This window comes from Nostoc sp. NMS4 (assembly GCF_017115095.1).
In the GTDB taxonomy this organism is placed as follows: domain Bacteria; phylum Cyanobacteriota; class Cyanobacteriia; order Cyanobacteriales; family Nostocaceae; genus Nostoc.
Genome location: NZ_JABXKI010000353.1, coordinates 1 through 13,192, shown reverse-complemented (window position 1 = coordinate 13,192; position 13,192 = coordinate 1). Strand labels below are relative to the sequence as shown.

General features: G+C 40.1%; 8 protein-coding genes and 1 pseudogene. 3 read left to right on the top strand and 6 right to left on the bottom strand.

The window, feature by feature from the left end:
* Nucleotides 1-805 precede the first annotated feature (805 nt).
* Entirely contained in the window at nt 806-2,395 is a 1,590-nt protein-coding gene (locus tag HWQ37_RS30915) for an SDR family NAD(P)-dependent oxidoreductase (protein WP_292754436.1), read from the top strand.
* Between the two features lie 74 nt (nt 2,396-2,469).
* Here HWQ37_RS30915 and mgtE read toward each other — a convergent pair whose 3' ends face one another.
* Both mgtE and HWQ37_RS30905 read right to left on the bottom strand, forming a co-directional pair.
* The gene (mgtE, locus tag HWQ37_RS30910) at nt 2,470-3,822 is read right to left on the bottom strand and encodes a magnesium transporter (RefSeq protein WP_292754434.1); all 1,353 of its coding nucleotides are present in this window, start codon (nt 3,820-3,822) and stop codon (nt 2,470-2,472) included.
* 328 nt (nt 3,823-4,150) lie between these two features.
* Entirely contained in the window at nt 4,151-5,272 is a 1,122-nt protein-coding gene (locus tag HWQ37_RS30905) for a glycosyltransferase (RefSeq protein ID WP_292754432.1), read from the bottom strand.
* A gap of 695 nt (nt 5,273-5,967) precedes the next feature.
* On the opposite strand from HWQ37_RS30905, the gene HWQ37_RS30900 reads away from it, so the two are divergent.
* Nucleotides 5,968-9,174 carry a glycoside hydrolase family 15 protein gene (locus HWQ37_RS30900; protein WP_292754429.1) on the top strand — a complete coding sequence of 1,069 codons (3,207 nt, stop codon included), beginning with the start codon at nt 5,968-5,970 and terminating at the stop codon, nt 9,172-9,174.
* A 41-nt stretch (nt 9,175-9,215) separates the two neighbouring features.
* Nucleotides 9,216-9,593: a GxxExxY protein gene (locus HWQ37_RS30895; protein ID WP_292754426.1), complete on the top strand. Its 378-nt coding sequence runs from the start codon at nt 9,216-9,218 to the stop codon at nt 9,591-9,593.
* A 155-nt stretch (nt 9,594-9,748) separates the two neighbouring features.
* On the opposite strand, the gene HWQ37_RS30890 is transcribed toward HWQ37_RS30895, so the two are convergent.
* The 4 genes and pseudogenes from HWQ37_RS30890 to HWQ37_RS30875 form a co-directional block, all read right to left on the bottom strand.
* Nucleotides 9,749-10,063, bottom strand: coding sequence for a YkvA family protein (locus tag HWQ37_RS30890; RefSeq protein WP_292754423.1), 315 nt, complete (start codon nt 10,061-10,063; stop codon nt 9,749-9,751).
* Nucleotides 10,064-10,234: 171 nt separating this feature from the next.
* The gene (locus HWQ37_RS30885; RefSeq protein WP_292754420.1) at nt 10,235-11,956 is read right to left on the bottom strand and encodes a serine/threonine protein kinase; all 1,722 of its coding nucleotides are present in this window, start codon (nt 11,954-11,956) and stop codon (nt 10,235-10,237) included.
* Nucleotides 11,957-12,179: 223 nt separating this feature from the next.
* On the bottom strand, nt 12,180-13,028 hold the full coding sequence (locus HWQ37_RS30880; protein WP_292754438.1) for an alpha/beta fold hydrolase: 849 nt from the start codon (nt 13,026-13,028) through the stop codon (nt 12,180-12,182).
* Nucleotides 12,997-13,192, bottom strand: a pseudogene (locus HWQ37_RS30875) (hypothetical protein); the annotation flags it as partial. The gene HWQ37_RS30880 and the pseudogene HWQ37_RS30875, both read right to left, overlap by 32 nt.

The following is a 13,192-nucleotide window of genomic DNA, read 5'->3' as shown; positions in this document are numbered from 1 at the left end:
ATCTGAAATTAATTACGTGTGATTTGATACTACATTTTGAAGTGCGGAATGTGGGTTAGAAAAGAACCTGTCAGTAAGTCTGAAGCCATACGAAAATTTAGGGCTTCAGACTCTGCCTGAATGTGCTTCAAAACGTTAGGGTACTTTAGATTTTCTTGGTCTTTCATACGTCCATTAAGCAAAAAAATTGTAGGCTGGGTGGAGGCTTTGCCAAAGCCAACATCCTGATATCTGTTGGGTTGCGCTCCGCTCCACCCAACCTACGTCTCATGCACTATTTTAAGCTTGCCACGCCACTACATATACTTAGATTTTTTCAGGAATCAAATCGGATTCCTATAGTACAGCACGGCGTAAATCCAGCTAATATCTCAAACAAGTTGGTTTGAGCAACTGGTTAAAGATAGACAAACTGATGCTCTTACTAGCTACTCTTGCCCTTGGCGCGTCTTTTCAGGGTACAAATCGCAAAAATTGCAAGGAACCCAGCTATACTTTCAATGCACGACATCTGAAAAATTAAGTAAATGCCGACACTTGGGTAAAGCTGATACTAATGCCCGTATTAGTGCCTCTTTGTCTGTTTTTAGACCTTTAAATCGGGAGAAAATACAGAAAATAATTCATACCCTTGATGATTGTCTGCTAGACACTTAGTTCGGGATCTGAACAAGAATCAAAATAACTACAAGATTGAATCCCCAAATTATTTGCGAGTGTACATCGCTATAATTTTTATTCTTTATATTTTTGCCAAATTGGGATGCTCCAATTTTTACCAATAAATACTGAGAGATCGTAAATTATGCAAGTGTGTCTGGTTACAGGTGGTAACTCTGGTGTAGGTTTAATGACGGCTGTAGGTTTAGCCAAATTAGGCAATCATGTATTTATTGCTTGTCGTTCGGCAAATAAAGCTGCAAAAGCTATAGACTATATCCGCCAAACTACCGGAAATCAAAATGTGACATTTTTACCTCTTGATCTAGCTTCTTTAGATTCAGTTCGTAACTGTGTAAAACTATTTAATGACAAAAATTTACCATTACATATACTAGTCAACAATGCGGGTATATTCAACCGCCGAGGCACAACAAAAGAAGGTTTTGAACTGATTTGGGGGACTAACTATTTAGGTCATTTTTTGCTCACTTATTTATTACTAGAAAAATTGCAAGAATCTGCCCCTAGTCGCATTATTATGTTAGCGTCAGATTTGGCATTATCTCCAAGTGGTATTGACTGGAATTTATTAGTTAAAAGAACACCATTAAACTTTATCAAATTATATGCCGTTTCTAAACTCTCTTTATTGCTTTTAACAAGAGAACTTTCTCAACGATTAAATAATTCTCAGGTCACTGTTAACGCAATACATCCAGGTTTTGTGCAATCAAATATTACTATATGGCATCGTCTCAGTAAATATTTAGGTTTAGGTATTTCCTCGGAAGCTGGAGCATATAGTACCCTGATTTGCGCTACTTCCCCAGATTATCAAAATGTTAGTGGAAAATTTTTAGATAGTCATACTCAAGAAATTATATTACCGACAGTAGCACAAAATCAAGAATTATCAGAGCAATTATGGGAACGTAGTTTATTATGGGCTGGTTGCAACCAACAGCAGAATACAAAAAAAATTAATTATGATGGTGCCGATGAAATTTGGGGGCCAAACTCTCTGCTTTTAACCAGTAATGAAATAGCTGATATTACCCAATATATTTTTGATGAAGTTTTAAGAAAATTACCAATAGAAATCTTATTAAAACAGGTAATTAAATCATTTATTAGATTTGATATTGGGTCATTGTTCATAATATTGCTTCAAGTGTTTACTAAATCTTTTTACATGGAAAGACATTTAGATTCACCTGTGATTTTGCAATTATGTCAAGATAAAAATTTATTAGAAAGGCTTAATGCTCATTTAGGGGAAAATTTAGTATTATGGCGATCAGAATTGTGGGTAAATTATCCCGCACAGCAATTAATTCCTTTTTGGCATCAAGACTCTTATCCTAAACTGCTGCAAGGAGATGGTAAAACTATCCATGCTTATATAGCTTTGACAGAAGTTAATGAATATAACGGATTTGAGTATATACCTAATATTTACTTAAAAGATTGCCAGATAAAAGGAACCGATCCTTTTAGTGGTAATCACTTTTTTGAAATCAGTGATGAAGTCGCGCAAAAAGCTATTCCTGTGGTGCTACGTCCCGGTGAATTTGTACTATTTAGTAATGAACTATTACATCGTTCAGTACGTAATAATAGCGGTAAAGTTCGACTTTCTTTAACGCTACGGTTGACTCAGCCAGAGGTAAAAGTTTTACCGGGTTATAGTTCTAATTGTCAGGAGCCTGTAATTTTGCAATCACAAAAATAGCTGAGGGTATCAAATATTTACCCATTTCTCTGGCTTCTTAATTTATTTTTAGCGGGGAATGTGAAAACTTACGATTAAGTTGGTAAATGGAAAACGTTTAAAGCTAAAGAAATTAGGCTGAGGAAGGTTAAGAACCCAATTGTATCTAACATTGTAGTCACTAACGGGCCGCTAACCAAAGCAGGGTCAAGTTTCAAGCGTTTCAAAGCCATTGGCAGTAAAGTGCCGAGTGTAACAGCCACAATTGTATTAGTTGCCATTACCATGCCGGCAATTAAAGCCACCCATCGCTCTTGGGGACGCGCCCAAATTAAGGAAAGTAGGATCATCGTTGTGGCTAAAGCCACGGCTGTACCTAAACCAGCTAAAAGTTCCTTGCGGAGAATTTTTAAGGTATCTTTGGGTGTTACCTCGCCCACTCCTAAGCCGCGAATTGTCACTGTTAATGATTGAATCCCGACAGTACCACCAGTGTTAGAAAAAATTGGCATGATGACTGCTAAAACTGGGACTGCGGCAATTACAGATTGAAAAGGCGCGATCGCACTGGCTGCACCAATATATAATCCCATAATCCCTAACAGCCAAGGTAAGCGGTTACGGATGGTGAGTAGGGGAGAGGATAAAGCTGCTTCATCACCACTCACACCCCCCAGTTTTTGGATATCTTCTGTGGCTTCTTCTTCCAAAATATCCATGACATCATCAATGGTGACAATGCCCACCAATCGGTCTTCTCGGTCAACTACAGGGATAGCGATTAAGTCGTAACGCTGCATGATTCGCGCCACTTCTTCTTGAGGGGTTTCAGTTGTCACCTTAATGACGCGATCGCTAGCAATATCTTTAATGAAAACATCGGGAAAGGTAAACAGCAATTGACGCAGTGAAACTACTCTTACCAGCGTCCGGTTGTCATCTGTGACATAAGCGTAGTAAATCGACTCTTTATCTTCGTCTTGACGGCGGATTTTGCTCAAGGCTTCACCTACAGTCAAACCTTGGCGCAACCGGACATATTCAGTTGTCATCACCCGTCCAGCAGTGCCTTCTGGATAGCCGAGAATTGTTGCTGTTGCTTGCCTTTGTTCTGGACTGAGTTCTTGCAATAACCGTTTGATTACCCCAGCCGGGAGTTCATCAAACAATTCTGCCCGTTCGTCGGGACTCATCTCTTCTACAAGTTGCACTACCTGGGCATCATGCAGAGAATTAATTAGTTCTTCTTGCACCTCTGTCGGCAGATATTCGAATACATCAATTGCCTGGGCTTTGTTGAGTAAACGAAATGCGATCGCGCGTTGTTTCTCGGGCAATTGTGTAATATAGTCTCCTACATCCACAGGTTGCAAGCGATTTAAATCCCATTTCAACTGGTTTAAATCGGTAGTATCAGTCAGCAAATCACGAATATCTTGGGTAAGCATGAGATATATCTCCTAAGTCTCCCCCGCGCTGGGAGACTTCCTCGCCAGTTCAGAGGAGGTTGATACTGCCATCTGGTGGACTATTGCCCATAAAATTTCAACAAATCAATATCGATATCTAAATCAAAGCATTTGCTAGTCATCATCCTAACCCGGAATAGCGCTCTCCGGTAGATACTGAGGATTTTTTGTAATTTTAAAGAAATGGGATGAGAACTAGCGATCGCTATTGAAGAATTCAGAAGTCAGAATCAAGACGCGACTCGAAAATACTCGCTAATGCTTGAGGTTGAGTAATCTAAATTGAGATCCTCTTACCTGACTGTCCTTAACTGATTACTAAATCATAAATAGCTTCTAGCTTGGCCGTTTGCTTGCGAATATCAAAATTTTCGCAGATAAACTCTCGTCCTTTTATACCCATGCTTTTAGCTAAAGTGCGATCGCACAATAGGATATCTAATTTTTCCGCGAGAGAGCGATCGTCTTTTTCATTAACTAAAAAGCCCGTTTCTCCATCTAAAATAGCATCAGGGATGGCGCTATGCCAGGTAGAAGCTATTGGTAAACCAGAAGCAGCAGCTTCCAATATGGAAAGCGGTAAACCTTCACTATCCCCATTCTTTGCTGTTTGACTGGGTAGAGAAAATATTTCTGCGCTTCTCATGGTTTTTTGAATAATTTCATAAGGTTGTGCCCCCATAAAATTCACTCTATTACTAATACCAAGCTCGTCTGCTAGAGTTTTTAATTTTTCAGTCATTGTGCCATTTCCAATTTGGATAATTGACACATCTGGATGCTTACTGGCAATCTGAGCAAAGGCTTTTAATAGAGTGTCAATTCCTTTTTTTTCAGTATGTCTGCCTACACATAAAATATATCTTTCACCTTTTGATTCACTTGCCGGGGCAAACTTTTCTAAATCTATACCACTATTTAGTTTAATAATTTTCTCTTCTGGATAACCATGTTCAATCATCTTTTTATACAAGAAACTAGAAAAAGCAATAAATTTAGATGCTTTTCGTTTTAATTCTTCTTCATGCAAAAGAAATTGATAAAATGCTGGATTACCTGATAGCCACATATATTGACGTGAAACGGTGATATCAAAACCGTAAAATGTCACGAGGAAAGGAATATTTAATTTCTCTGCCAGTCGCATTGCGTAAATGCCATCCGGCCCAAAATGCCCGTGAATTAATTTTAGATTTTTTAGTTCAGCTTCTTTTCCAAACATATTTGGTGAAGCCGTAATTATATGAAATAATTGCTTAAGTTTCCATTGGTCATTATTGCTAATAGCAATATTATCAAAAGGAATTTCTGCTACTTTTTTACAAGTCAGAAATAACGGTTTGTATGTTTGTAAATTATGGACTTGCTCTCCAATAAAAGTTTCTGATACTCTCGGATAAGCTCGACGATACATTCCAACTGTTTTCATAGTGTTACTCCTATCAAATGGGTGGCTTATTTCCGCCGTGCTGTACTAGTCTAATTAAGGCTTTAATTATTTATGTTAGTAAGTCCAATAATAATTTTTCCTGAAACCATTATTCGCGTAAAGGCTTCTCTTTAAGAGTCTGCGTACTTTTACAGGGAAGCAAGCTACGCATAGCGTCTCCGGCTTTACTCCTGAATCCTGAATTCTGACTTCTTCTTCAACAAATCTGATTGCGTTGAAGGTAGCCTCCCTTTCTTGACTGCAATTATTTGGCGAATGTTTAACACAAACAAATTAATTTTAAAACATATATACATTAAAATTATATTTATTTAATAAATATTTTTTTGCAAAAACATGATCTAGTTTATACCAGCATAAGCATAACCTCGGAGTAGTGATTTAGTTTAGACTAGCATAAGCTCATCCTTCGGAGTTAGGCACTCTTGATTTTTTGATATCATCCCACCACTGATTCAGTATAGGGATCAGTAATGGATTCCCAAGATCGCTCTTGAGAGTTCCCCTTTCTACAACTCGACTTACTTGGAGGGATTTTTCCATCCACGCAGAGATCGATATTTCCAGAGACGATTAATGTTTCCGTATACACTACGGTACGGAATCCGTAGCCCAAATACAAGAAACCCACTCCTTTAAAGGCTTGAATTCTGCAAGTAGTTCCGAACGAAATTATGAAAACATCTACAAAATTACGAGCTAGTCTGGACTATTACTACCAGCAAATTAAAACGATCATTCTGACTCGGCAGAATCCAATTACGGGTTTACTACCTGCAAGCACAGCGATTACAGCCCACGGTGATTATACAGATGCTTGGGTGCGAGACAACGTTTACAGTATTTTGGCAGTTTGGGGTTTAGGACTTGCATACCGCAAGATTGACGATGATGAGGGACGCACTTATGAACTAGAACACAGCGTCATTAAACTGATGCGTGGGTTACTATTTGCGATGATGCGACAGGCTCATAAAGTAGAAACATTTAAACATACTCAGTCACTACTAGATGGATTACACGCCAAATATAATACCACGACTGGCGACATTGTTGTTGGTGATGACGAATGGGGACATTTGCAACTTGATGCCACATCTATATTTTTGCTGATGTTGGGGCAAATGACGGCTGCGGGATTGCAAATAATTTATACCATTGATGAAGTGAATTTCGTCCAAAATTTGGTTTACTATATTGGACGAGCTTATCGCACACCAGATTACGGTATTTGGGAACGTGGGAATAAAATTAATCGTGGTAGTGCGGAGTTAAACGCCAGTTCTGTAGGGATGGCAAAAGCTGCTTTAGAAGCTATCAACGGACTGGATTTATTTGGTGTGCGTGGTAGTCAAGCATCGGTGATTCATGTGCTACCAGATGAAATCGCCCGCGCCCGGATTACTCTAGAATCACTATTACCGAGAGAATCTGGTTCCAAAGAAATTGATGCGGCGCTGTTAAGTATAATTAGTTATCCTGCCTTTGCAGTGGAAGATTTGGAATTACGCGATCGCACTTTAAACGATATTATCAATAAACTCGCAGGTAAGTACGGCTGCAAACGCTTTTTGCGTGATGGACACCAAACGGTTTTAGAAGATCATCAACGTTTACACTACGAACCGTGGGAACTCAAGCAATTTGAGCATATCGAATGCGAATGGCCGTTATTTTTCACTTATTTAGTTCTAGATGGATTATTTCGCGGCGAACAAGAACAAGTAAAAAAATACCAAGAGCTTTTAGAATCATTACTCATAGAACAAGATGGTTTGCGTTTATTGCCAGAACTTTATTATGTTCCCGCCGAAAACATAGAAGCAGAAAAGTTAGCACCCCAAACGCAACCACGTTTACCTAATGAAAATATTCCCTTGGTGTGGGCGCAGAGTTTATATTTTCTCAGTCAAATGTTGAGTGAAGGGTTACTGGCGGTTGGTGATATCGACCCTTTGGGAAGACATTTGTGTGTCGGCAAACAGCGCGAAGCATTGGTACAAATTGCTTTATTAGCAGAAGACGAAGATTTACAAAAAAAACTAGAAGTTCATGGAATTGAAGCCCAAACGCCTACCCAAGTAGAACCGATTCAGGTGAGAAAAGCTGGCGAATTTTCAGCTATTTATACCCAAATTGGACGTAACGAAAAACTTGGTTTAACTGGGCGGCCAGTGCGGCGGCTGCGGAGTTTAACAACATCTAGAATCTTTCGGATTCGCGGTGAAACGATTGTATTTTTGCCTTCCTTTTCTGATTCTCAACAGTTTTATCTAACTCTTGATTACCATTTTTTGCTAGATCAAATTAGAAGCGAACTAGCTTACATTCAAAAATATTGGGGCGATTTAGGTCGTCCGACTTTGACTTTAATGTTGACGCATACCATGCTAGAAAGTGGTTCGGAAGCATTACTAGAACTGATGCAAGAACTGAAAGATGGTGTTTGTAACGGCGTGCGAGTGAAATTAGGGCGGCTAAATCAGTTAATGTTGACAGCAGGAATCCAAAGAATTGATTTTCTACCCGATGCAGAATTTGCGCGATCGCCAGTAAAAAATGCTAGCCCACGTTGCTATTATTTAGCATATCATCCTGAGAAAAACTGGCGCTTAGGAAATACCCAAGAATTTCAAATGGAGTGTGAAACAAACTTTGGGTTATTACTTTCTTATTTGCGCTCATCAGAGAATATCTACGAGCAAATTGAGTTATTGCAAACTTTAACTCGCTTGCAGGGAATGGAATTTGATACGGGGTACGGTGGCTCAGGATATCCTGTCACCGTAGGCGATTTACTCGACGAAGTTTACACCAAAGCTGGAGATTTAGGTATTTGGGCGGTAGTGCGTCGGGCTGCGGGGTTGCGCCAAATGGTTGATATCAGCCTATCAGATGCAGTCACGAGTATTTTAGTAAGGGGCAAGCAAATTGCTGTAGGTAAAGCTTATAGCGAAGCATCCTTGATTACCGTACCCATGTCCCACAATGAAATTGCCGATAAAATTAATCATTTTTGTCGTGAAGATATCCGCGATCGCGTCCTCACACAAGAGATTTTAATCTATCTTGGTGTCTTAATTCGCTCAGAATCCGAACTATTCCAGGGACTACTAACATTGAGAGTCGGCTATCTGATCCTGTTGATAACCAGCGAACTAGCGCGGGAATTACACCTAACTCAAGATGAAGCTTACGATCGCTTAATGCAACTTTCACCCTTTGAAGTTAAAATGCGCTTGCGTCAGGTATTAACTGGATATACTGGCATGAGTAGCCTGTTGCGTCAACAAGAATCACTGCACGTCAAACAAAAAGAAAGTGATATTGCTTGGGTAGTGTTACCAGGAATCGCCGAAGGGATGGAAGTTCCGCATGGAGGTTGGCGACGGTTTCGCCAAGCCGAAGGTGCGACAGGGCGCGTACCAAAAGAATTTTTTAAGCAAGTTTGGCTATTAATGCAACATTGCAAAGGTCTAGTAATTGGCGATAAACTAGAGCGACGCAATCGTTTAGATAGTGAGATCATGCTGTCAGAAATGACAGCCGGGGAAAGAAATTTTGCTTTGTTAGTTGAGCATTTGCTGAATAAAATCGAAGCTCCAGAATACCGTCAAGTTAATATTGAAGCATTAAAAGAATTAGGAGCGATCGCAGCTAATAATCCTAATCTGCAAATTGAGGGATATATCGTGTTGGATGTGTTAATTGGCCATGCAGTGCGATTGGCGTGGTTAGAGAATCATAGTCAACGCAGCGATCGCTATGATGAGGATAAGGCGAGTGCGTGGCGATCGTTTTACAATACCTCTCCTAGAGATTGCGCTAGTTATATTTTGAAGGCTTTCCGCTTTTTAACGGAATTTGTGAAAGATTTTTAAACGCAAAGTGGCGCAGAGGGAACCGCAGAGGAACGCAGAGGATGAGAGAGAATGAGTTGAGTGGGGTGATTATTGGGTGCGCGATGAGGGTGCATACTGCTTTGGGGCCTGGTTTGTTGGAATCGGCTTATGAGGTGTGCTTGGATTATGAGTTGAAGGAAGCGGGATTGAATGTTGGTAAGCAAATTCCATTGCCTTTGGTTTACCAAGATGTGCAATTGGAATGCGTTTATAAATTAGATTTGATAGTCGAAAACCAAGTAATTGTAGAGATTAAATCTTTAGAATCCTTCCACCCAATTCACGCCGTCCAACTCCTAACCTATCTCAAACTAGCAAACTGCAAACTAGGACTTCTCCTCAACTTTAACGTCCTCCACCTAAAAGAAGGCATCAAACGCGTAGCCAATAACCTCTAACCCCTCCTCCCTCTCACTCCTCCCTCTCACTCCCTCTCCTCCTCCGCGAACCTCCGCGCTTCCCTCCGCGCCCCTACCCTACGGGAAGGCGAAGCGCCTATGCGTTGAAAAAAAATATCCCCCACTCAGACTCAAAAGCAGGGGTTTTATAAAAACTACTTAACAGAAACAGCATCAACATCAATAGTGCTTGCAGTAGAGGTAGAACCCTCAGTAGTATTAGGTACTTCAGTACCCACCTCACCCTTACGAGCTTTCCAACCCTCAATTACTAGCCCAGACACTTCACTAACTAGCAGAGTCAAAAGGAAAACATCATCAATTTGTCCCACAACGGGTATAAAATCAGGGAGAACATCAAATGGGCTGACCAAATAGACCAACGTTCCTAAAATTACCCACCAACGGTATTTAGGGTTACGAAGCACACCGCGATACCAGGCGTAAAGTGATTGGATTGAAAATTTCATATTTTGAACCTCCAGTTATCTTTTATTTTGACAAATCATGCTGAAAACTCACGGTGCGAATAACCGCCCTAGTTAGTCTGGAAGACGCTACTAGCAATCTGTCAACATATTTGTCATTTCTGCCTAAAGTGGTGATATCTACTATGGACTATGCCTATGTGCTTAGAGATTTTATAAATTGCTCGGTATAGTCTTAAACTTCTGTGCAGACCCCAAAGAATAATCTTCTAATTTAAAATCACCAAAAGGCTTCTTTTCTAACCTATTCCGTAGCGCCTCGTCAAGAATGACACCTGATGATTCTCTTTTAACACCAATAATTATCACACTTGTCTGATATGTAGTTAAATTCTGATTTGCCTGACAATCACTTCGTTGAAATTTACCCAAATTCAATAAGCGATAACTTTTGACACTTGGTATATTAATAAATAATTTTTTAACTAAAAGTTGTATTTGTTTAGAACGTTCTAAAGCCACACCTTCTTGATCTGATGTATCACCTTTACAAGAAGCTGTACCGACAGAGATAATCTCACTGGGAGATTCCATTATCTTCTCTAGACTTTCTTGTTCTAAATTCAACTTCAAAAGATCAACACTAATAACTTCATCATTATATTTAATTTGAAAGTTGCTACCTAAGAGCCATTTATATTTTAATGATAAAACCGCTATATTAAACTCAGCTATCCTTCCCTGACTATCTCTACCTTCTTGATAAGAAAAATAATCGATATTACCTTTTTTCTCTGGATATTGTCTGTAATAAGATGTTTTGGGTAAATCGGATTTCTGCGTTGCTAAAGCCACTATACTAAGTAATCCTAATGCCACCAAAAAAACTGCAAAAAATGCTAACAACGGCACTTTTTCTGGTTGTTTATTTGGAGGTAATGAGTTTTTATTAATATCTACGGGTAAATGTTCAGGTTGAGAAAATTCTATAATATTACTATTTGTCGAAGTAGTGTCTGTTAATTTACTTTCGATTTCTTCTAGAAAATGCAAAATTTCTTGAGTATTTGCAGGACGTTTTTCTATATCTGATGCTGTTAGCCAATCAATTAAATTCAATAGTAAGGGTGAAATATGAATAGTATGATTTTGCCAGTGCAACAAATTTTGCTGGACATCATACATCTCTAAAGGATGGTGTGCTGTCAGCAAAAATACAAAAGTGCGTCCCAAAGCAAAGAAATCTGACTGCGGTACTGCTTGACCATTCATTTGTTCTGGGGCGCTGTAGCCAGATGACATCAGTGCTGTCATCTTGTCGCCGTCGCTTAGTTGGTCTTGGTAAGTTTTAGTAATTTCATTCGCTGTGCCAAAATCAATCAGTACTAAATTCCCCCAACTCTTCTCAAGAGGGGATCTAATCATGATGTTAGATGGCTTAATATCTCGATGTAGGTACTGTTTGTTATGCAATACATCCAAAATTTCTAGCAACTGTCTTAACCAGTCTATGGCTTCTTCTTGGGATATTGGACTATTTTGCTGCTTTAGCCACTGTTCTAAGTTGTAGCCATCGATTTTTTCCATTGCAATGCAATGCAACACTAAACCATTTCGGGTTTGATACTGAAAGTAACTATCTTCTTTGGGAATTCCGGGATGCTTAAATTGTCCCAACACGGTTACTTCTTGCTGAAATAGTTCTACTGCTTTAGCGTCGCCTGATAAATTCTCTTTAAGTATCTTGATAATTTTGGGGGTATCTTGTTCGTATGCCTCATAAACTTTACTAAAACCTGTTTTGTCACTCAACAGACACGTCACCCGATAACGCCCTAGCAATTCTAGATGGGAACCACAACTTTGACAAAAGCGGTTTTGATGATTATGCGGGTGATTTGGTTTAGGGCAAACAGGATTGATACAAAGGCTCATGACAGGAGAGTAGGGAGTAGGGAGTGGGGGAGATGAGGGGGACAAGGAGGACAAGGAGGACAAGGAGGACAAGGAAGACAAGGGGGAAATTATTGAAAATCTCTCCCTTGTCTCCCCCCTCTTCCTTGTCTCCTTTGTCTCTTCTCCATACCCAATGCCTAATCCCCCTAGACATTGCTCCTATTAATTCTTCTGTTGCTGTATGACTAATCCCGTCCAATAATCATGATATTTTTGATCTGTGTTCTGCCAAGAAAGCTGCTACAGTTTGGTTAAATGCCTCTGGTTGTGTCAAAAACGGCCAATGATTGCCGGGAACTTGGCAGATACTTAAGTTTTGAAGATAGGTTTTGTAGGGTTGAATTTGCCAATTTTGGCGGTTCAGTCCTTGTTTTGGCTGGACGAATAGGGCAGGGGTGTCAAGGGGAATTGTAAAACCTGGCACTTGCATTACTGCCTCAAAAATTCCGTCGCGGGCGGCTATGGTAAATTTGCTGCCCCAACTCCCATCGGGTTTTTGTTCTATTCCTGCTTGAAAGACTTGCTGTTGTAAGGAACTCCATCCTTGATATTGCTTTAATTGCCTTGCTTGTTGTTCGGCTTCTTCGTGACTGGCAAAGGGACCCATGCTTTTAAGAAAAGGCAAGAAGCGATACAACGTCGGGAAAGTTACCCTAAGAAGACTGGGCATTTTCCAAATGAAAATCGGATCGACCAGAATTATACTCCGTAAACGCTTTGGGTTTTGTCTTGCCCAGATAGCAGCTAATTTACCTGTCCACGAATGACTTACAATGTGGGCAAAAGTCCATCCCAGACTATCCATAAGTGCTTCAAGGTCTGCGATCGCACTCTCAAAGCTATAATCTATCTCTGGTTTACTACTTTGGCCATGTCCGCGCATATCTGGCGCAACTATGTGGTAATCCGCGGCCAAGTAATCTCCTAAACTAGACCACACCAGAGCATGGTCGCCTAAGCCATGTAACAGCAGTAAAGGTTCTTGACCTTGATTCCATTCTAAATAAGAAAGTTGGATATCAGGCTTTGATAAAGTTTGACGTACAGGCATCATTGCACATCCAGCCGTAGATAGTTTTGCGCTTATATAGTACTGCGGAAGACTGGGGACTGGGGGCAGGGGAGGCAGGGGGGGCAGGGGAGGCAGGGGGAGAAGACTTAATGACCAATGACCAATGACCAATGACCAATGACCAATGACCAATGACCAATGAC